Annotated in this window: 16 protein-coding genes; all 16 read right to left on the bottom strand. The window is 72.7% G+C overall.

Annotated elements, in window-relative coordinates:
* Position 1: 1 nt before the first annotated feature.
* Positions 2 to 1570 (bottom strand): MFS transporter, encoded by a 1569-nt coding sequence (locus tag ACIRQ9_RS25130; protein ID WP_404177594.1) that lies wholly within the window; start codon positions 1568 to 1570, stop codon positions 2 to 4.
* 4 nt (positions 1571 to 1574) lie between these two features.
* The gene (locus tag ACIRQ9_RS25125; RefSeq protein WP_404177591.1) at positions 1575 to 3878 is read right to left on the bottom strand and encodes an SDR family oxidoreductase; all 2304 of its coding nucleotides are present in this window, start codon (positions 3876 to 3878) and stop codon (positions 1575 to 1577) included.
* A gap of 3 nt (positions 3879 to 3881) precedes the next feature.
* On the bottom strand, positions 3882 to 4820 hold the full coding sequence (locus ACIRQ9_RS25120; RefSeq protein ID WP_404177588.1) for an aromatase/cyclase: 939 nt from the start codon (positions 4818 to 4820) through the stop codon (positions 3882 to 3884).
* A 29-nt stretch (positions 4821 to 4849) separates the two neighbouring features.
* On the bottom strand, positions 4850 to 5635 hold the full coding sequence (gene fabG, locus ACIRQ9_RS25115) for a 3-oxoacyl-ACP reductase FabG (RefSeq protein WP_404177585.1): 786 nt from the start codon (positions 5633 to 5635) through the stop codon (positions 4850 to 4852).
* A gap of 130 nt (positions 5636 to 5765) precedes the next feature.
* Positions 5766 to 6041 (bottom strand): acyl carrier protein, encoded by a 276-nt coding sequence (locus ACIRQ9_RS25110; protein WP_404177582.1) that lies wholly within the window; start codon positions 6039 to 6041, stop codon positions 5766 to 5768.
* Between the two features lie 373 nt (positions 6042 to 6414).
* Positions 6415 to 7623 (bottom strand): ketosynthase chain-length factor, encoded by a 1209-nt coding sequence (locus ACIRQ9_RS25105; RefSeq protein WP_404177579.1) that lies wholly within the window; start codon positions 7621 to 7623, stop codon positions 6415 to 6417.
* On the bottom strand, positions 7620 to 8894 hold the full coding sequence (locus ACIRQ9_RS25100; protein ID WP_404177576.1) for a beta-ketoacyl-[acyl-carrier-protein] synthase family protein: 1275 nt from the start codon (positions 8892 to 8894) through the stop codon (positions 7620 to 7622). Before ACIRQ9_RS25100 ends, ACIRQ9_RS25105 begins: the two co-directional genes overlap by 4 nt.
* Positions 8891 to 9220, bottom strand: coding sequence for a TcmI family type II polyketide cyclase (locus ACIRQ9_RS25095; protein WP_351328191.1), 330 nt, complete (start codon positions 9218 to 9220; stop codon positions 8891 to 8893). Before ACIRQ9_RS25095 ends, ACIRQ9_RS25100 begins: the two co-directional genes overlap by 4 nt.
* A 97-nt stretch (positions 9221 to 9317) precedes the next feature.
* Entirely contained in the window at positions 9318 to 10784 is a 1467-nt protein-coding gene (locus tag ACIRQ9_RS25090) for an FAD-dependent monooxygenase (protein WP_404177573.1), read from the bottom strand.
* A gap of 59 nt (positions 10785 to 10843) precedes the next feature.
* The gene (locus tag ACIRQ9_RS25085; RefSeq protein ID WP_404177570.1) at positions 10844 to 11788 is read right to left on the bottom strand and encodes a hypothetical protein; all 945 of its coding nucleotides are present in this window, start codon (positions 11786 to 11788) and stop codon (positions 10844 to 10846) included.
* A gap of 29 nt (positions 11789 to 11817) precedes the next feature.
* Positions 11818 to 13587, bottom strand: a complete 1770-nt coding sequence (locus tag ACIRQ9_RS25080) for an acetyl/propionyl/methylcrotonyl-CoA carboxylase subunit alpha (protein ID WP_404177567.1) — start codon at positions 13585 to 13587, stop codon at positions 11818 to 11820.
* Position 13588: 1 nt separating this feature from the next.
* Complete coding sequence (locus ACIRQ9_RS25075; RefSeq protein WP_404177564.1) at positions 13589 to 14164, bottom strand: flavin reductase family protein; 576 nt, start codon at positions 14162 to 14164, stop codon at positions 13589 to 13591.
* 45 nt (positions 14165 to 14209) lie between these two features.
* Positions 14210 to 15925, bottom strand: a complete 1716-nt coding sequence (locus ACIRQ9_RS25070) for an NAD(P)/FAD-dependent oxidoreductase (protein WP_404177561.1) — start codon at positions 15923 to 15925, stop codon at positions 14210 to 14212.
* 166 nt (positions 15926 to 16091) lie between these two features.
* Positions 16092 to 17012: a MarR family winged helix-turn-helix transcriptional regulator gene (locus tag ACIRQ9_RS25065; protein ID WP_404177558.1), complete on the bottom strand. Its 921-nt coding sequence runs from the start codon at positions 17010 to 17012 to the stop codon at positions 16092 to 16094.
* 139 nt (positions 17013 to 17151) lie between these two features.
* A complete protein-coding gene (locus tag ACIRQ9_RS25060; protein WP_404177555.1) occupies positions 17152 to 18192 on the bottom strand; it encodes a methyltransferase in 1041 nt (346 codons plus the stop codon).
* An 88-nt stretch (positions 18193 to 18280) separates the two neighbouring features.
* Entirely contained in the window at positions 18281 to 19750 is a 1470-nt protein-coding gene (locus ACIRQ9_RS25055) for an MFS transporter (protein ID WP_404177552.1), read from the bottom strand.
* Between the last annotated feature and the right edge of the window lie 161 nt (positions 19751 to 19911).

The following is a 19911-nucleotide window of genomic DNA, read 5'->3' as shown; positions in this document are numbered from 1 at the left end:
GTCATTCCCCGTGATGGAGTGAGGAGGGTGGGGTTCTCCGGAGCAGGCCGGTGAGGCCGACGAGCAGGCCCAGGAAGCCGAGGACGGCGACCAGGGTCAGCGCGGGCCGGCAGGCGTCCGCCGCGGCGGCCGGGCCGGCGCCCGCCGCGGGTGTCCCGGCGACGAGCAGGGCGGCGACGACGGCGACGGTGACGACCGCGGCGAGCTGTACGGCCGTCTGGTACAGGCCACTGCCGGTGAGCCTGTCCGCGGGCGCGAGGCGGGACATCGCCTGCATGTTCAGCGCGGCGAAGGACAGCACGAAGCCGGCGCCGACCAGCAGCAGCGTGGGCAGCATCCGGCCGGGATAGTCCAACGGCCAGGAGTGCGGCCGCAGTTGGAGCAGGTAACCGGCGAACGCGCAGGCGGCACCGGCCACGATCAGGCGAGGGGCGCCGAACCTGGCGACCAGGCGGCCGGAGGCCAGCGCGGTCAGTGCCGGGGGTACGGCGGCCGGGGTGAGGGCGAGGGCCGCGCGCAGCGGGGACCAGTGGGCCAGGGTCTGGGTCTGGTAGGTGAGGACGAACAGGAGGCCCAGGTAGGAGCCGTTGAGACAGGCGGCGCCCGCGGCGGAGCGGAGCAGGGCGGGGTTGCCGCGCACGGAGGGGCCGAACGTGAGCAGCGGGTGGGGCGCGCCGCGCTCGACGAGGCAGAACACCGCCAGCAGCACGACGGCCAGGCAGAGCGGCCCGACGGCTCTCGGGTCGCTCCAGCCGTGGCCGGGGAGCCGGGTGATGCCCTGGACGAGGGCGAGGAGGGCCGCCAGGAGGGTGAGGGCGCCGGGGAGGTCGTAGCGCTGTGCCGTCGTGGCGATGGTGCGGCGCCGCTGGGGCAGGTCGCGCCCGCGCGGCGGTGGCCGCAGGTCCAGGACGGCCCCGCGCCCCTTCGGGGCGCTGTCACCGCTCCTCGTCGGGAAGTTCGGGTCGGCTTCCTTCGGAATCACGGCCAGCCCGAACGCGAACAGCACCAGCACCACCGGCGCCGGGAACGCGAACGCCCAGCGCCAGGAGGTCTCCGTCAGCCAGCCGGAGAGGATCAGGCCGGCCGTGAAGCCGCCCGCGCCGAACAGGGTGTAGACCGAGACCGCCCGGCTGCGCTGCCTGCCCTCGGGGAAGGTGCTGGTGATGATGGCGAGGCCGGTGGGGGCGGTGAGGGCCGCGCAGAAGCCCTTGACCAGGCGGGTGGCCAGCAGCAGCCACGGGTCCTGGGCGAGGGCGCTGAGCACGGAGGCCGCGGCGAAGGCGAGCAGCGCCGCGAGGTAGACCGGGCGGCGGCCGAGCAGGGTCACCGCGCGGGCGCCGAACAGCAGCAGTCCGCCGAAGCCCGCGGCGAAGCCGGTCATCGCCCACTGGGTGACGGTCGGCGCGGCGCCGAGGTCCGTGCCGATGGCGGGCAGCGCCACCACCGCGACGGACACCTCCAGCGCGTCGATGAGCATGTTGCCGGCGAGGACGAGCAGCAGGCCCCACAGGCGGGGGCCGAACCGCTCGTCCGGACCGGCGGCGACCGGTGACGGAAGGGTCCTGGTCACCGCGTCACCCGAGGAGCGTGCCGCCGCTCGCGTCGACGAAGGAGCCGGTGACCCAGCGGGCGTCGTCGGAGACGAGGAAGGCGATGACGTCGGCGACGTCCTGCGGTTCGCCGACCCGGTTGAAGGTGGACAGCGCCGACATGGCCTCGACGGCCTCGGGGATGCCGAACACCGGGTTGCCGTTGCGGGTGATGCCCGGGGCGACGCTGTTGACGGTGATCCCGCGCGGGCCGAGCAGCTTGGCGTAGTGGAGCGCCAGCTGCTCCACCGCGCCCTTGCTCATGGCGTAGGCGATCTCGTCCGGGTTGGCGAACCGGGTCAGGCCCGAGGAGATGTTCACGATGCGGCCGCCGTCGGGCATGTTGGCCAGGGCGCGCTGGATGACGAAGAACGGCGCCTTCGCGTTGACGGCGAAGATCCGGTCGAACTGCTCCGGGGTGGTGTCCTCGGCCTTGACACCGCCCATCACACCGGCGTTGTTGACCAGGATGTTCAGGTCGGTCTCGCCGGTGCGCTCCTTCAGCCCGGCCTCGACGGCCAGGAACAGCTCGTGGACGTCGCCGGGCGTGCCCAGTTCGGCCTTGACCGCGAACGCCCGGCCGCCGTCCTTCTCGATCCCGGTGACCACCTCGGCGGCGGCCTCCTCGCTGGTGCCGTAGTGCACGGCGACCAGCGCGCCGTCGGCGGCGAGCCGCTCGGCGGTGGCCCGGCCCATGCCCCGGCTGGCGCCGGTGACCAGGGCGGTCTTTCCCGTCAGGTTGCCCATCTTTCTTCTCCTGCCAGTCAGTTGTGGTGATCGCGTGCCGGTGTGCGCGGCGGACGGGGCGGCCGGGACGGCCGTCACGGGTGCGAACCAGCGGCCGAGGGCCTCGCGCAGTCCGTCCGCGGAGCCGCCCGCCCAGGCGACGTAACCGTCGGGTCGTACGAGCACGGCTCCGAAGGAGAGCGGGCCGGTGTCCCGGGGGCGGGCGGTGACCGTGTCGACGGAGGCCGACCAGTCGCCGGCCGCCCCGGTCAGCGACCCGTCCGTGACGAGCAGCAGCCCGCGCGCGGAGTGCAGCAGGTCGGCGGTGGTCGCGCCCGAGTCGAGCCGCAGCTCGGGCAGCCGTGCGCCGACGGGACCGGGCTCGTCGCCCGGCGGGGCGTCGCCGTACCGCACGTCGAGACCGCTGATCATCCCGGCGAGGTGGGCGCGGACGTTCTCGTACGAGGTGAGTTCGCCGACGACCGAGCGGACCGGGTCCACCTCGGGGCCGCCGAGCAGCAGCCGGGCCTGGGCGCGGATGTTGGACAGGACGCGCCGTCCGACCGCGTGCCGTTCGTCGTGATAGGTGTCCAGCAGGTGCGCCGGGGCCCGGCCGAGGACGGTGGCCGCTAGCTTCCAGCCCAGGTTGACGGCGTCCTGGAGGCCGAGGTTCAGGGCCTGGCCGCCGATCGGCATCTGCTGGTGGGCCGCGTCGCCGGCCAGCAGCACGCGGCCGGTGCGGTACTGCTCGGCCTGCCGGGAGGCGTCGCCGAAGGAGTTGACCCACAGCGGGGTGCCGTGGGCGATGTCCTCGCCGGTGACGTCCCGCCAGGCGGTCACGATGTCGGCGAACTCCGCCTCGCCCGAGCCGCGGGGCGGGGTGCCGAACCGGTGGACCATGACGCGGGTGACGCCGTCGCCGCGGCGGGCCGCGATGGCGAGTCCGTTCGGGAGCCGCTGGAAGCGCCGGTTCTGGATGTCGATGCCGTCGACGTCGGCGCGGATCAGCTCCCGTCCGGCGTCGTCGCCGGGGAAGGCGATGCCCGCGAGGCGGCGTACGACGGAGTGCTCGCCGTCGCAGCCGACCACGTACCGTGCGGTGAACTCCCGCCGTTCGCCGCCGCGTTCGGCGGTGACGAGCACCCGGTCGGGCTCCTGCCGCAGCGCCACGACCCGGTGGCCGCGCAGCACCCGGGCCCCGAGCCGGCGCGCCCAGGCGCCGAGGAGTTCCTCGGTGCGGGTCTGCGGCACCTTCCACTGGCCGGGGTGGCTGCTGGGCAGGGTGAGGTCGAGCGGGAGGCCGCCGAAGTGGCCGCGCGGCTCCTGGGGCGGCGGCTCGGGGTCGCCGAAGCCGCCGGGCCCGTCGAGCAGGCCGCGCTGGCGCAGCAGTTCCATGGTGCGGGCGTGCAGGGTGGACGCCCGCGACTCCGTGGTCGGGGCGTCCAGGCTTTCCAGTACGGTCACTTCGGCGCCGCCGAGCAGCAGTTCCCCGGCGAGCATCAGCCCGACGGGTCCGGCGCCGACCACCACGACATGCGTCTCGACAGCGTCGGCACCGGCCATGGGTCAGCGCCTCGCTTCGGCGTACGCCTTGGCGTGGTTCAGGGTGGCGCGGCTGTTGGTGCTGAGCGCGCCCTGCACGTACGCGCGGGCCTCGGCGACTCCGGCGTCCGGGCCGAGGATCTTCTCGATGTTCTCCGGGCGCAGCACGACGGTGTGCTGCGAGGAGGCGAAGGTGCCCTCGTCGGTCTCGCGGAACGTCCAGTAGCCGGTGTGCAGGTTCATCAGGGCCGGCAGGGTGGTCTGCTTGTAGGCGATCTTCCGGCCGTCCAGGCAGACCCGGTAGGACTTGGTGGTGTGCGTCGAGCCGTCCTTGGCGCGGGTGTCCATCTCCAGGGTCTGCAGGCCCGGGGTGTCCTCGGTGAGGCGGACGGTCGCCACGTGCGGCAGCCGCTCGGACCAGCGGTCGGCCTCGTTGACGAAGTCGTAGAGGTCCTTGGCGGAGCCGTCGACCTCGACGGTGTCCTCGAAGGAGAAGGTCAGTTCCTCGGAGGCGGTGGCGAGTTCGATGTTGGTCTTCAGCGCGGCCAGTTCGGAGCGGGAGTTGCGGTCGACGGCCTCGTCGATCCAGGCGAGCCCGGCCGGGTCGTCGTCGACGGCGGTGTAGTCGTGCAGCAGCCGGACCCGGGCACTGGCGTCGTCGAGCGGCTCGATGATCCAGGTGCCGCCCATGCTCGCGACGGGCGGGGTGGAGACCGTCTGCCGGAAGGTGATCCGCAGACCGGCGGGGTCCAGCACCCGGTGCGACGTCCAGTTCTTGGCCTCGCCGTTGGCGGTGGCCCAGATCCCGATCAGCTCCTGGTCGGCGGAGCGCTCCAGGTGGTCGACGTAGATGGTCGGCGGAAAGATCCGCGGCCAGTTGGCCACGTCGGCGATCAGCCGGTAGACCTCGGCGGCCGGCGCCGAGATCGTGATCTCGTGCTCGACTTCCTTCGGCTCGGACATGCGTGAACTCCTAGAGGGTGCCGGGGTTTTCAGAAGTTGCCGAGGCCGCCGCAGACGTTCAGGGCCTGGGCGGTGATGGAGGCGGCGGTGTCGGAGGCGAGGTAGCCGACGAGTCCGGCGACCTCCTCGGGCGTGGAGTAGCGGCCGAGCGGGATCTTCGCCTGGAACTTGTCGAGGATGGCGTCCTCGGAGGTGGCGTAGGCGGCCGCGTAGCCGGCCCGGACGCGCTGGGCCATGGGCGTCTCGACGTATCCCGGGCAGACCGCGTTGACGGTGATGCCGGTGGGGGCCAGCTCGTTGCCGAGGGCCTTGGTGAAGCCCACCACGCCGTGCTTGGAGGCGGAGTACGGCGCACCGAGGACCACGCCCTGCTTGCCGGCGGTCGAGGCGATGTTGATGATCCGGCCGCGGCTCTTGTCCCGCATGCCGCCGGTGGTGAGGACGGCGCGGGTGAGGCGGAAGACGCTGTTGAGGTTGGTCTCGACGACGTCGTACCAGAGTTCGTCGTCGATGTCGGCGGTGACCCCGCCGCCGGACCGGCCGGCGTTGTTGACCAGGACGTCGACGGTGCCGTAGCGGTCGACGGCGGCCTGGACGAAGTTCGCGATGGACAGCGCGGACCGGACGTCGAGGGTGGCGCCGTCGACCTCCAGGCCCTCCGCGCGCAGTTCCTTGACGGTCCGCTCCACGTTGGCGGCGTCGCGGGAGCCGATGAAGACGCGGTGGCCCTGCTGGGCCAGCAGCCGCGCCGAGGCGAGGCCGATCCCGCTGGTGGCCCCGGAGACCAGGGCGACCTTCTGCTGCTGTTCGGACATGTCTGCCGCTCCCTTTCAGGGCGTTCGGGTCGTGCACAGGGCGTGGGGGTCGTGCACAGGGCGTGGGGGTGCCGCCGGCGCCCGGAACGATCGGGGGCGGGCGCCGGCGGCAGGAGGGGACGGAGCGTGGTCAGGCGGCGGTGGCGGTGACGTCACCGAGCTGGGTGTTGACGAGGGCGAGCAGCTCGCGGGGGGTCTTGGCCTCGGTCACCACGGAGTCGTCGAGCGTGATGGCGTACTCCCGCTCGATGCGCCCGCAGGTCTCCAGGATGGCGAGCGACTCGTAGCTGAGCTCCTCGAAGTCGGTGTCGAGGATGTCCCCGTCGAGGTCGACGCTCTCGTCGGCACCGGCGGCCTCCAGCAGGATCCGCTTGAGGTCGTCGAGGGTGAAGGACTGGGTGGCCACGGTGATCTTCCTTTCGGTTCTGCGAATCGTTTCCACGAACGGGAACACCCGCCCTTCCGGCCCGGCGTGGGAGAGAGTGGTGGGCCGGAAGGGCGGGTGTGTCTTTGGGGGGCGGGGGACGGCGGGGGCTGAGGGTGGGGACGCTGACCGGCGCTTGCGCAGTGCCGCCGCGCCCCCTCGGGGGCGCGGGGAACCGCGAGCTCGGCCACGGCGGGGGCGCGGCCGGGGCCCCGGCGCGCGCCCCCCCCGCGCCGCAGGCCCGCCCCCCCCACGCCCCGGTGTAGCCGCCCGGGCCCTGGGGGGGGGCGGGCACCGGCGCGCGCGGCCCGGGCGGGCCGGCGCCCGGCCCCCGGCCGCGCCCCCCCACGGCGCGTCAGGCCCGCACGACCATCGCCGAGTTGAAGCCGCCGTGGCCGCGCGCCAGCACCAGCGCCGTGCGCACCTCGGTCAGCCGGGCCTCCCCCACCACCAGGTCGAGGTCGTAGCCCGCCTCCGGCGAGACGTGCACCGTCGCCGGCACGACCCCGTCCCTGATGGCGAGGAGTGCCGTCGCCACGTCCAGCGGCGCCGCACCCGAGTACAGCCGCCCGGTCATCGTCTTCGGCGCGGTCACCGGCACGCCGTGCGGGCCGAAGACGTCGCTCAGCGCGTCCGCCTCCACCCGGTCCAGCTCCGGCACGGCCGCCGCGTCGGCGAACACGACGTCCACGTCGGCCGCGTCCACGCCGGCGTCGGCGAGGGCCAGTTCGACGGCCTTGCGCAGCCCCGGCGGCCGCTCGCTGCCCGGCGCCGGGTCGAAGGTGGCGCCGTACCCGGCGATCTCCCCGTACACCCGCGCGCCGCGCCGTACGGCCGTCTCCTCGGCCTCCAGGATCAGGATCGCCCCGCCCTCGCCGGCCACGTGCCCGGCCGCGGCCGGATCGAACGGCAGGTAGGAGCGCTCGGGCTCCTCGGACGTGGACAGCCGGTCGCTGGCCAGCTGCGCCACCCACCCCCACGGGCAGACGGACGCGTCGATCGCCCCGGAGACGATGAGCTGGGTCCCCTTGCGGATCTGCCGCCGGGCGTGGGCCAGTGCCTCGAGCCCGCCCGCCTGGTCCGAGACGACGACCCCGCTGGGCCCCTTCATCCCGTTGCGGATGGAGATCTGACCGCTGTTGACCGCGTAGAACCAGGCGAACGACTGGTATGCCGAGACGAACTGACTGCCCTGGCTCCACAGCTTCTGCAGCTCCCCCTGGCCGAACTCGAAGCCGCCGGAGGAACTGGCGGTGACCACGCCCATGTCGTACGCGGGCAGGTCGGCCGGGGTGACGTCGGCGTCGGCCAGCGCCCAGTCCGTCGCGACGAGCGCGAGGCGGGTCATGTGGTCGGTCTGGGCGAGCAGCCGGCTCGGCAGGTGCTCCCCGGCGTTGAACCCGGGGACCTCCCCGGCCAGTTTCGCCGGGTAGCCGGACGGGTCGAACCGGGTGATCCGGGCAATGCCGCTCTTGCCGGCGCGGGCCGCCGCCCAGTAGTCGGCGGTTCCCAGTCCGTTGGGCGCGGCGATGCCGAGCCCGGTGACAACCGTGCGCGTGCTCATGCTGCCGTGTTCCTCTCCGGTCGGGCGAGCACCATCGCGCTCTGGAAGCCGCCGAACCCGCTGCCCACGGTGAGCACCGCGTCGGTGCGGTGCTCGCGGGCGGTGAGCGGGACGTAGTCCAGGTCGCACTCGGGGTCGGGGGTGTGCAGGTTCGCGGTCGGGGGCACCACGTGGTGCTCCATGGCGAGGACGGACGCGGCGATCTCGATGGAGCCGATCGCGCCGAGCGAGTGTCCGACCATCGACTTGATGGAGGAGACCGGGGTCCGGTACGCGTGGTCGCCGAGGCTCTTCTTGAACGCGGCGGTCTCGTGCCGGTCGTTCTGCTTGGTGCCTGAGCCGTGCGCGTTGATGTAGTCGATGGCCTCGGGGTTCAGGCGGGCCTCGTCCAGGGCGACCGAGATCGCCTCGGCCATCTCGGCGCCGTCCGGCCGCAGTCCGGTCATGTGGAAGGCGTTGCAGCGCGAGGCGTACCCGGCGATCTCGGCGTAGATGTGCGCGCCGCGGCTGCGGGCCGACTCCAGCTCCTCCAGGACGAAGACGGCCGATCCCTCGCCCAGCACGAACCCGTTGCGGGTGCCGTCGAAGGGGCGCGAGGCGTGCTCGGGGTCGTCGTTGCGCGGGGTGGTGGCCTTGATGGCGTCGAAGCAGGCCAGCGTGATCGGGGAGATCGGGGCGTCGGTGGCGCCGGCGATCACCGCGCAGGCGGAGCCCTCCCGGATCAGCTCGACGGCGTGCCCGACGGAGTCCAGACCCGAGGTGCAGCCGGTGGAGACGACGGTGGCCGGGCCCTCGGCGCCCACCGACCAGGCGACCTCGGCGGCGAAGGAGCTGGGCACCAGGTAGTTGTAGAGGTGCGGGACGGCGTAGGTGTGGTCGACCAGGTCGAGCCGGCCGCCGTCGCTGACCACGCGGTACTCCTGGTCCAGGCCCATGGTCGCGCCGACCGCGCTGCCGATGGTGACCCCGACCCGGTGCGGGTCGGCGCCGGACAGGTCCAGGCCGCTGTCGGCGAGGGCCTCGCGGGCGCTGACGACGGCCAGTTGCGCCGCCCGGTCCATGCGCCGTATCTCCTGCGGGCTCAGCCCGTGCTCCTCCGGGTCGAAGTCGACCTCGGCGGCGACCCGGGACCGGAAGGACGACGGGTCGAAGAAGGTGATGCCGCGGGTCGCGGTGCGGCCCTCGCTGAGCAGGTTCCAGAAGTTCTTGGTGCCGACACCGCCCGGGGCGATGACCCCGACCCCGGTGATGACCACTCGCCTGGCGTTCACGCCCGGCCCTCCCAGTCGTAGAAGCGCGTGGCGACCGCGTCGGCGGGAGACCGCCAGGTGGCCGGGTCGTACGCCTGGATGAACGGCTTCAGGTCCTCGCTGATCTGCACGAACCGCGGGTCGGTCTTGGCCGACTCGATCAGCTCGCCGCCGTTGTCGGTGTCGAAGTGCTGGAGGTGGAAGTACAGCCCGCGGTAGGCGAACAGCTCACGTCGCCGGGTGCCCATCAGGTGCGGCATCTCGGTCTCGTCGAACTCCTTGAACAGCCGGGCCACTTCCTGGCTGTGGGCCGGCTCCATCCGGGCGACTATCAGGGTGCTGTGCATGAGAACTCCTCGAGGAAAGCGCCCGAAGGGGCGTGGGGAACTGCGCGACAAGCCACGACGGCGGGGCAGCCGCACGACGACAAACCGCGGCACGGCCTCACCGGGCCGGCCCGAACCACCGCTCCAGCGCCATCGGCAGATCCGCGTGGCTGCCCGGCGCCACCCAGGCCACGTAGCCGTCGGGCCGGACCAGCACGGCCGTGGTGTCCGCGAGCGGGCTGCCGGCCGGCAGGTCCGCCGTCGCCGTCACCACGTCCACCCGGTCCCGCCAGGCCCAGGCCCGCTCCCGCAGCCGCGGGTTGCCGGCCAGGTCGAGCAGCACGCCCCGCCCGGCGCGCAGCGCCTCCGTGCTGGAGGCCACCCTGGAGTGGCCGGTGAGCGGCACGTTCGGCAGCCGCCGGCCGAGCAGGGCGCCCGCGCCGCCGTCCAGGTCGTAGTGGATCTCCAGGCCGGAGACCATCGCGGCCAGGTGCTTGCTGACCTCGGGGTAGCGGATCAGTTCGTTCAGCACGTCGCGCAGCGGCTGCACCTCGGGGCCGGACAGGAACAGCAGGCCCTGGGCGCGGGTGTTCATCATCAGCCGCTCGCCGACCGGGTGCCGTTCGTCGTGGTAGGTGTCGAGCAAGCCCTCCGGGGCCCGGCCGCCGACCACCGCGCCGAGTTTCCAGCCCAGGTTCACGGCGTCCTGGATGCTCGTGTTCATGCCCTGGCCGCCGGCCGGGAGGTGGATGTGCGCGGAGTCGCCGGCGAGCAGGATCCGGCCGCGCCGGTACTCGGTGACCAGGCGGGTGCCGTCACCGAAGGAGGAGACCCACACCGCTTCGGCGTGCGAGATGTCGTCGCCGGTCAGCCGCTCCCAGGCGGCCGCGGCCTCGGCCCAGGTGGGCGGCTTGTCCCGGCGCTGCGGCGGGGTGCCGCGCTCGCAGATGATCAGGCGGGTGATGCCGCCGGGCAGCGGGCCGACCATGACCATGCCGCCGGGCAGGGTCTCGCCGATCATCCGGGGCTCCAGCTCGATGCCCTTGACGTCGGCGAGGTACATCTCCAGCGTCGAGGGGGTGCCGGGGAAGTCGAAGCCGGCCGCCTTGCGGATGGTCGAGCGGCCGCCGTCGCAGCCCACCAGGTATTCGGCGCGCAGCCGGTGCACACCCTCGGGGCCGCGCACCTCGACCTCGACGCTGTCCTCCTTCTCCTTGACGGACAGCACCTCGTGCCGGCGGCGGATGTCGGCGCCGAGGCGGCCGGCCCACTCCTCCAGGACGGTCTCGGTGACCGACTGAGGGATCGTTTTGGCGGCCTGGTGGGCGCCGTCCAGGACACCGAAGTCGACGGGCAGGCCGCCGAAGTGGCCCACGTTGCTGACCTCGATGTCCCCGAAGCGGGGCAGCAGGCCACGCTGGTCGAAGACCTCCATGGTGCGGGCGGTGAAGCCGAGGCCGCGCGACTCTCCGGTGCGCGCGGGCAGCTTCTCCAGAACGATGACGTCGGCGCCCGCGAGCCGTAGCTCGCCCGCGAGCATCATGCCGGCCGGACCGGCGCCCACGACGATGACTTGTGCGTCCATGACACTCCTCGGGAACGGTTCCGTACGGTCCGGTCTGCGGGACCGTCGAAGACGATCTGTCAGCGGTTGAAGCGCCCGATGGCCCGGTTGGCGACGTGCGCGGCCGCCGCGTGCCGCGGATCGGGCGCCGCCGCCTCGTGCCGTACGGCCACTTCGGCGAGCTTGATGGCGTGCTCGTCGCCGATCTGCACGGCCTCGGCGAACAGGGCGGCCACGTCGGGGGCGTCGGGCAGCGGGGCGGCGGGCCGGGGCACGGCGTGGAACCAGTCGAGCATGGTGCGGCTGACGGCCCGCGCGACCCGGTAGGAGGGCAGGCGCTGCTCCGGCGGCAGGTGTTCCACCACCAGGCGTACGGCGGCGGGCCCGGTGACCGAGTGGATCAGCGGGACGGGGTGACGGTGGGAGAGGGTGGCGTAGATCCCGGAGAATTCGGCGACGAGTCCGTCCAGGGCCGCCGTCGCGTCCAGGTCCGGGTCCTCGCCCGGATCCGCCTCGACGACGACGCCGCCCTCGGAGTAGCGGGCCGCCCAGTAGCCCAGGCCCTGGGCCAGTTCGGTCAGTTGCCTGCGGTGGCCGGGGCCGGCCGTCGCCACCGCGCGGACCGCGTGCGCGGTGCGGATCACCCCGTGGGTGAGCATCCCGGACATGCCGGGCAGCAGCCGGGGCCACCAGCGGGCCAGCACCTCGGTCCACGGGTCCTCGGCCAGTTCCCTCTCGAACAGGGCGGTCCAGTCGGCGACCCGGCCGAACTCGCCGAGCGCGTGGCGCCATTCGGCCTCGTCCGCCGGGTCGATGGCGAACCGCCGCTCGGGCACGTCGTGGAAGGAGTGGCTGCGCAGGTGCCCCTCCACCCAGCCGGGCACCTCGTCGGCGTATCCCATGTGCGCCAGGGCCTCGGCGGCCATCGGCGCGTGGTTGACGAAGCTGCGCCCGTGCTCGTATCCCACGGAACGCAGCCGGTCCAGCGCTTCGTCCATGGCGTCGGTGTAGGTGAGGTGTGCCACGTCGACCGGTCCTCGATCCGTCGGCTGGTTCAGTCCTTGATGGCGCACACGGTGGCGCCGGCGGCGAGGGCCTGCCCCACCTCGGCGGCGATCCCGGTCACGGTGCCGGAGCGGTGCGCGGTGAGCGGCTGTTCCATCTTCATGGCCTCGACGACCACGATCAGGTCGCCCTTCTCGACGCTCTGCCCGTCGGTGACGGCGACCTTGACGACGGTGCCCTGCATCGGCGAGGTGAGCGTGTCGCCGGACGCGGCCGGCGCGGGGCCGCCCGCGCCGCGGCGCCGGGTCCGCGGCGCGGGCGCCCCCACCAGGCCCGGCATCCGGTCCGGGACCCGGCCGAGGACCGCGGGCAGCGAGACCTCCAGGCGGTGTCCGCCGACCTCGACGACCACGGTCTCGCGGTCGTCCGCCGCCGGAGCGGCGCCGGGGGCGGGCGGGGTGAAGGGTTCGATCCCGTTGGCGAACTCGGTCTCGATCCACCGGGTGTGGACGGTGAACGGGCCCGCCTGCGGGGCGAACGCCGGATCCCGGACGACGACCCGGTGGAACGGGATGGCCGTGGCCATGCCCTCGACCCGGAACTCGTCCAGGGCGCGGGCGGCCCGCTCCAGGGCCTCCTCGCGGGTGCGGCCGGTGACGATCAGCTTGGCCAGCAGGGAGTCCCAGGCCGGGCCGATCACGCTGCCCGACTCCACGCCCGCGTCCAGGCGGACGCCCGGACCCGACGGCGGGTCGAAGCGGGTGACCGTGCCCGGAGCGGGCAGGAAGCCCCGGCCCGGATCCTCGCCGTTGATCCGGAACTCGAACGAATGACCGCGCAGCTCGGGGTCGTCGTAGCCGAGTTCCTCGCCGTCGGCGATCCGGAACATCTCGCGGACCAGGTCGATGCCGGCGACCTCCTCGGACACCGGGTGCTCGACCTGGAGCCGGGTGTTGACCTCCAGGAAGGAGACCGTGCCGTCCTGGCCGACCAGGAACTCGCAGGTCCCGGCGCCGACATAGCCGGCCTCCCGCAGGATCGCCTTGGAGGCGCGGTACAGCTCGGCGGTCTGCTCCGCCGTCAGGAACGGTGCCGGCGCCTCCTCCACGAGCTTCTGGTGCCGACGCTGCAGCGAACAGTCACGCGTCGATACGACGACCACGTTGCCGTGCCCGTCGGCGAGGCACTGCGTCTCCACATGCCGCGGCCGGTCCAGGTAGCGCTCCACGAAACATTCGCCGCGCCCGAAGGCGGCCACCGCCTCCCGCACCGCCGACTCATAGAGCTCCGGCACCTCCTCCAGCGTCCGGGCGACCTTCAGCCCGCGCCCGCCGCCGCCGAAGGCGGCCTTGATGGCGATCGGCAGGCCGTGCTCCTCCGCGAAGGCCACGACCTCGTCCGAGCCCGAGACCGGGTCCGGGGTGCCGGCGACCAGCGGCGCGCCGGCGCGCTGGGCGATGTGCCGGGCGGCGACCTTGTCGCCGAGGTCGCGGATGGCCTGCGGCGGCGGCCCGATCCACGTCAGGCCCGCGTCCAGCACGGCCTGGGCGAACTCCGCGTTCTCGGAGAGGAAGCCGTAGCCCGGGTGGACGGCGTCCGCGCCGGTCTCCCGGGCGGCCCGCAGGACCTTGTCGATGTCCAGGTAGCTGGTGGCCGGAGTGTCACCGCCCAGGGCGTAGGCCGCGTCGGCGACCCGGACGTGCAGGGCGTCCCGGTCGGGGTCCGCGTAGACGGCGACGCTGGCGATCCCGGCGTCCCGGCAGGCCCGGGCGACACGTACGGCTATCTCGCCACGGTTGGCGATGAGCACCCGGCGCATGTCAGGACGCCTGTTCGGTGTGGTGGAAGCGGTCCGTGCCGGACTGCAGCGGGCCGAGTGAGCCGTCGAAGAAGACCAGCGGCTCCAGGCCGTGCTCGGGCACGCCGAGGTCGACCACCTCGCCGATGACGATCTCGTGGTCGCCGGCCGTGTGGATGTCGACCGTGGTGCAGGTCAGGTAGGCGAGGGCCTCGCTGAGCACGGGCAGCCCGTCCTCGGTGAAGTGGTGCGGGATGCCCTCGAAGGCGGTGGCGCGGCGCCCGGCGAAGTGCCGGGCCAGCGGCTGCTGGCGCCCGGACAGGAAGTTGACGGTGAACCCGCCGCTCTGCTCCAGGAGCGTGTGCAGCCGGGAGTTGCGGTGCAGACAGAACAGCACCAGCGGGGGTTCCAGCGAGACGGAGGTGAAGGAGTTGACGGTGGTACCGTCCGCGTCGCCGTCCGGGCCGGTGGTGATGACCGTGACACCGGTCGTGAACAGACCGCACACGCGGCGCAGGCTCAGTGGCTCGACGCTCCGGGTCTGCTCGGCGGTCCGGGTCTCCTGGGCGCGGGTCAGTGACCGCGCTGCTGCGGACATGCGCATCCCTTTCTGGGGTGTGTGTCGAGGGGGGTGCCGCGCGGGTCAGAGGAGCTTGCGGACCTTCGCCCCGGCCTTGACGATGCCGAGCAGGAACTCGCGGCCGACGCTGTTCATCTCGGGCGGGGCCTGGACCGAGGCCCAGTACAGGAAGCGGGCCATCGTCCCGACCGACGGGTAGATGAAGCGCTGCTCCTCGTCCTTCCAGCCGAAGACCGGGTTGACGACGGGCGACTCCTTGAGCAGCCCGAAGACGATGTCGGCGGCCTCGTCGCCGGTGAGCGCGCCGGCCTCGTACTTCTCACAGGTCTCGGCGGTGGCCTCCAGGATCTTCTTGAAGGAGTCGCTCTGCGGCCACCACAGGCCCGGGTAGGGCACGTTCTCCAGCTCGTCGAAGTGCCGGACGTCGTGGTCCTTGAAGTGCTTGAGGCGGGCCCGGGTCAGCCGCATGGTGCCGGGGGTGATGAAGGAGCCCCAGACCCGGAACACCGCGTTCCACAGGCGGAAGTGGGAGAAGGCGATGAAGGAGCTGTTGACCAGGTCGTCGTTGTACTGGAGCAGGCCCTGCTCGACCCGCTCGACGTACTCGAAGCGCTCGGCGGAGAAGTCGCCGTCCCCGAGGGCGGGGATCAGCCGGGAGGTGAGGGCGTCGACGACCTCCAGGGTGTTGGACAGGCCGCGGGAGAACAGCGGGTCCAGGAAGCCGGCCGCGTGGGACATCAGGCACCAGCGGTCGCCGATGGTCTGCTTCGAGGAGTACTGCAGCCGGTCGGTGGAGATCCACTCGCGGACCCGGGTGGCGCCGTCGAACTGGCGCTTGACCGCCGGGTACTTGTCGAGGAAGAGCTGGAACTCCTGCTCCGGGGTGATGTCCTTGGGCTTGGGGTAGGTGCGCTCGTCCATGGTCAGGCCGATGCTGCACAGCGGGTTGCGGGAGTCGGGGTGGTTGTCGAACGGGATGATCCAGAACCAGCCGCGTTCGATGAGGTGGTGCATGGTGCCGGTGTGCCAGTCGGCCGGCGGGCGCAGGTTCTGCGGGTGGCCGCTGACGTCGTCGAACCGCTTGATGCCGACGTAGTGCGTGAACATCGAGCGGGAGTGGTGCTTGAAGCGGGCGGTGGGCTTGTCGCGCAGGTCGAACTTGTCGGCCAGCGGCGAGCGGAAACCGGAGGCGTCCACCAGGTACTTGGCACGGTACTGCTCGGACGCGGCGCCCGGTGCGGCGCTCTTTCCGGTGACGGTGACGCCGTCGTCGTCGAAATCGACCTCGTTGGCGCGCCAGTTCTGCCGCGGGGTGCAGCCGTATTTGATCGCGACGTGGAACATGAATGCGTCGCTGTCCTGCCGGAACATGTGGCTGTTCTGGTGGAATATCTTCGGCAGGGCGAGCTGGGTGGCGGCGCGCGGGTCGGGTTCCTTTCCCACCTCGTGCTTCATGAAGCCGAAATGCGCCTTGGTGCCGAAGGTCGGCCCGATGTCCCGGGTGGAGGCCTGGACACTGGACAGGCTTTTCAGCTCGGGGATGTCGTGGCGCTCGGAGAGGATGTGGATCCATTCCACGAGCTGCGGGGTCATGGACTCGCCGATGGCGAAGCGCGGGTGGGCGGCCGCGTCGACCAGCAGCACCTTGGCGCCGTGCTTGGCGAGGATGGTGCCGGTGACGGAGCCGGCGAGGCCCGAGCCGAGGATGATGACGTCGTAGGTCATGTCCTCGGGTATGCGCGCCGGCTCGGGCGAGCCGTCGGTCTTCTGCGCGACCATGAGCTGTCTCCTTCGTCGAAGGCGTCGAGGGTCGGAAATCCGCGTGAACGTCCGTGTCGAATCCGTGGAAAAGTCCGCATGAAAAAAGGCCCCTCGTGGATACGAGGAGCCTGGGAAAGGCGTGCGTCTACCGCCGAATCAAGCGTGACAGCCTTTGGCCAGAGAATCAACCCCTGGCGGAAACCGATGACTTGACGGTGCCTGAGAATGCCGGTCCGGAATGCGTGGGAGCCAGCAGCTTCACCAGCAGGGCGCGCAGTTCCTCGTCGCCGTCCGGGCCGAGCCGGTCGGAGATGTCGGTGGCGAGTTCGGCGACGGCCTCCGCGATGAGGGCGAGCTTCTCCCGGCCCGTCGCGGTCACTTCGAGCGCGTACCGGCGCCGGTCGTGCGGGTCGCGGCCGCGCTGGACCAGGCCCAGCTTGACCAGTTCGTCGACCAGCTGGGAGGCGGCCGGCCCGGTGATGGCGAGCAGTTCGGCGAGCCGCTGCTGGGAGATGGGCCCGAAGACGTCGAGGGCGGAGAGCGGGCCGTAGTGGCGCACCCTGAGACCGGTGCCGGCCAGCTTGTCGTCACCGTGCTTGCGCAGCCGGTGGTGGGCCTGGGCGACCAGGTACTCGGTGCCCTGCACCAGGGGCTGCGCCGACTCGGGCAGCAGCCGGGCCAGCAGCTCGTCGAGCCGGGCGGTCTCCTCGTCGGTCAGGACGGCGGTGAGCCGGGCGTCCCGGGCGGCGACCGTGCGGCGTCTGGCCTCGACGGCCTCGCGCCCCCGGTCGGTCAGGGACAGCACGTACTGGCGGCGGTTGTCGGGGTTGCGGGTGCGCCGGACCTCGCCGCGGGCCTCCAGCCGGTCGATGACCGAGACCATGATGGTGCGGTTGATGCCGAGCCGCTCCGCGAGGTCGAGCTGGGACTCCCAGTCGCGGCCGGTGAGCGCGTCGAGGACCAGGAAGTCCCGGGAGTCGCTGTCGCCGCCGTCACCGGTGGACGAGAACTGCGCGTAGACCCGGCGCAGGAGATAGCTGATGAAGTCCGTGAGTGACTCCGGGAGGGCTCCGGGAACCTCCGCGGTCTCCTCGGTCCGGGTCACCGGACCGTGCGCACCACCTGAATCGCCCGAACTCCGCACGACAGCACCTCCTTCGCAAGTATATGCACCGGCCCGCACACCGTTCGGCCCGCTGGACCGCCCCGGGAGCACGCCCGGAGCGGTCCGCGGCCCCGATGGGTCACCGTGCTCGATCGTCGCGCACCAGTTCGATCAAGGTGCGGACGGCGGCCGCCTGGCCGCCGGCCCGGTACACCCCCACGACCGCGAGACCCGCCTGCGCGGCGAGCCGTGCCAGCTCGTCCCGGGTGCGTTCGGCGCCGCCGAAGTAGGCCATCATCCGCAGGTCCATGCCGGTCTCGGAGCCCTCGCCGGTCTCCTCGACGACGACGACCCGTCCGTCGTCGGCGACGGCGTCGGCGCAGCGCCGCAGGATCTGCACGGCCTCCTTGTCGGTCCAGTTGTGCAGGACGGAGGAGAGCACGTAGGCGCCGCCGCCCGCGGGCAGCTCGTCGAAGAAGCTGCCGGGCACGACGTCGGCGCGGTCGGCCAGTCCCGCCGCCCGGAAGTGCGCCTGGGCGCGGGCCACCGTGCCGGGCAGGTCCACGACCGTGCCGCGCAGCGCCGGGTGGGCGTGGAGCAGACCGGCGAGCAGCGCCCCGCTGCCGCCGCCGAGGTCGTAGACGTGACCGCGTGCGGACCAGTCGTAGGCGGCGGCGATCGAGGGGAGGTCGCGGGAGAGGTTGTCGGCCATCACCCGGTCGAAGGACTCGGCGAGCGCGCGGTCGGCGTCCAGGTCGTCCCAGAAGCCGGTCCGGTAGCGCGCCGGGTAGGCGGGGTCGCCGGTGCGGACGGTGTGGGCCAGGTCGGTCAGGCTGAGGTCGCCGCGGCCGAGCGCGCCCGCGGCGTCTAGCAGCAGGACCTGGCCGTCGGGGTGGTCCGAGCGCAGCTGCTCGCCCAGCCCGGTCAGTCCGTAGGCCGAGCCGTCCTCGGCCCGGGTGAGGACGCCGGCGGTGACGAGGTGGCGCAGCACCCGGTCGAGGGACTCGGCGTGCAGCCGCTCGGCCCGGGCGATGCCGGACGCGGTGGCCGTTCCGGCGGCGACGTGGTCGGCGACGCGGTAGGTGGCGGCCACCCGCACGGCCATCGGGGTGACGAGGTCGGCCAGCTCCCACAGGGCGAGGGAACGCCGCTGTCCCTGGGATGCGCTCCGGTCGGTCATGTCGGCCTCCTGGCGTGCGTGGGGGGATGGGAGAGGGGGGTGCCGGCGGCCCCGCCCGAGTGGACAGGGCGGGGCCGCCGGGGCCGGATCACAGGGCGGCGGGCGCGGCCTCGCCCTCCTGGTGGTGCTGCGGGGCCGTGGCCGGGAGCGTGGTCAGCGCCACGATCAGGGCCACCAGGTACAGCGCGCCGCCGAGCAGGAACCCGTAGGAGTAGCCGGTGGTCAGGGCGTGCGACACGTTGCCGGGCAGCTCGTGGTCGGTGATGGCGGTGGCCGCCGCCGCGAGGCCGGCGAGGCCGATGGCGCCACCGATCTGCTGGGCGGTGTTGACCAGGCCGGAGGCCGCGCCGGTGGCCTGGGGCTCGACGCCGCGGACGCTGACGATGGTGACGGCCACGAAGACCGAACCGAGGCCGAGACCGGCGACCAGCTGGGCCGGCAGCAGGACCGCCCACGGGTTCTGGCCGGGCTCGATGAAGCTGAACCAGACCATGCCGAGGATGCCGATCAGCAGGCCGAGGGCGACGACCTTGCGCTCGGACATCCGGGCGAGCAGCTGCGGGCCGATGCCGCCGGCCGCGATGCCCATGCCGAGCGCGAAGGGCAGGTAGGCGACACCGGTGATCATGGGGGCGTAGCCCTTGACGACCTGCATGTAGAGGGTCAGGAAGTAGAAGGTGGCGAGCATGCCCGCGCCGACCAGCAGCATGATCAGGTTGGCGCCGACGCGGCTGCGGTCGGCCAGCACACCGCGCGGGATCATCGGCGCGGAGCTGCTGCGCTGGATCAGGACGAAGGCGAGGAGCAGGACGAGCGCGGCGCCGAGGCCGATCAGGGTGACGCCGTCGAAGCCCTTGTCGCCGGCGCGGTTGATGGCGTAGACGAGCGAGCCGAAGCCCAGGGTGGCGGTGAGGGCGCCGAGGAAGTCGACCTTGCCGCGCTCACGGCCGCCCTCGACGAGGACGCCGGTGCCGATCAGGACGGCGAGCGCGATCGGGATGTTCACGAACATCACCCAGCGCCAGCTGAGGTACTCGGTGAGCGCGCCGCCGAGCAGCAGGCCGACGACCGAGCCGAGGCCGCCCATCGCGCCGTACACGCCGAGCGCCTTGTTGCGGGCGGGGCCCGCCGGGAAGGTGGTGGCCAGCAGGGACAGGGCGGTGGGTGCCGCGATGGCGGCTCCGGCGCCCTGGATGACACGGGCCGTGATCAGCAGTTCCCCGCTCTGCGCCAGGCCGCCGAGCAGCGAGGCGCCGGTGAACAGGATCAGTCCGATGCGGAAGACCCGGCGGCGGCCGAAGAGGTCGCCGGCGCGTCCGCCGGCCAGCAGCAGCCCGCCGAAGGCGAGGGCGTAGGCGGTGACGATCCAGCCGAGGCTGGACTCGCTCAGGCCCAGGGCGCTCTGCATGCTCGGCAGGGCGACGGTGACGATCGTGTTGTCGAGGACGAGCATGAGCTGGGCTGCGGCGATGACCAGCAATGCGAGGCCGAGTTTGCCGTCCTGCTGCGGCGGAGCCGCGGCCTTGGGGACGGCCTGAGTGCGGTCTTGCAGCGACATGAGATGTCTCCGTGTCTTCTCGGGACTTTGGGGGGTGGACTGGCCGTACGCCGAGCGGCGGCCGGCCCTCGGGTTCCGCGGCTGGTGGAGCCGGCCGCGCTGTCCCGGTCGCCGGGAGTCCCGCGGGTCTGGCTCGTCACTGCTTCGGTTTCGCACAGCGA

It is taken from the genome of Streptomyces sp. NPDC101237 (assembly GCF_044767465.1).
In the GTDB taxonomy this organism is placed as follows: Bacteria; Actinomycetota; Actinomycetes; order Streptomycetales; family Streptomycetaceae; genus Streptomyces; species Streptomyces gramineus.
Note: the sequence above shows the minus strand (reverse complement) of the source record. Positions and strands in the feature narration are given on the sequence as shown.

Excerpts from the sequence above, each read along its gene's own strand:
- ACIRQ9_RS25125 (WP_404177591.1), bottom strand. The coding sequence starts at position 3,878 with ATGGCCGGTGCCGACGCTGTCGAGACGCATGTCGTGGTGGTCGGCGCC.
- ACIRQ9_RS25120 (WP_404177588.1), bottom strand. The coding sequence starts at position 4,820 with ATGTCCGAGCCGAAGGAAGTCGAGCACGAGATCACGATCTCGGCGCCG.
- fabG (WP_404177585.1), bottom strand. The coding sequence starts at position 5,635 with ATGTCCGAACAGCAGCAGAAGGTCGCCCTGGTCTCCGGGGCCACCAGC.
- ACIRQ9_RS25105 (WP_404177579.1), bottom strand. The coding sequence starts at position 7,623 with ATGAGCACGCGCACGGTTGTCACCGGGCTCGGCATCGCCGCGCCCAAC.
- ACIRQ9_RS25095 (WP_351328191.1), bottom strand. The coding sequence starts at position 9,220 with ATGCACAGCACCCTGATAGTCGCCCGGATGGAGCCGGCCCACAGCCAG.
- ACIRQ9_RS25090 (WP_404177573.1), bottom strand. The coding sequence starts at position 10,784 with ATGGACGCACAAGTCATCGTCGTGGGCGCCGGTCCGGCCGGCATGATG.
- ACIRQ9_RS25080 (WP_404177567.1), bottom strand. The coding sequence starts at position 13,587 with ATGCGCCGGGTGCTCATCGCCAACCGTGGCGAGATAGCCGTACGTGTC.
- ACIRQ9_RS25075 (WP_404177564.1), bottom strand. The coding sequence starts at position 14,164 with ATGTCCGCAGCAGCGCGGTCACTGACCCGCGCCCAGGAGACCCGGACC.
- ACIRQ9_RS25070 (WP_404177561.1), bottom strand. The coding sequence starts at position 15,925 with ATGGTCGCGCAGAAGACCGACGGCTCGCCCGAGCCGGCGCGCATACCC.
- ACIRQ9_RS25060 (WP_404177555.1), bottom strand. The coding sequence starts at position 18,192 with ATGACCGACCGGAGCGCATCCCAGGGACAGCGGCGTTCCCTCGCCCTG.
- ACIRQ9_RS25055 (WP_404177552.1), bottom strand. The coding sequence starts at position 19,750 with ATGTCGCTGCAAGACCGCACTCAGGCCGTCCCCAAGGCCGCGGCTCCG.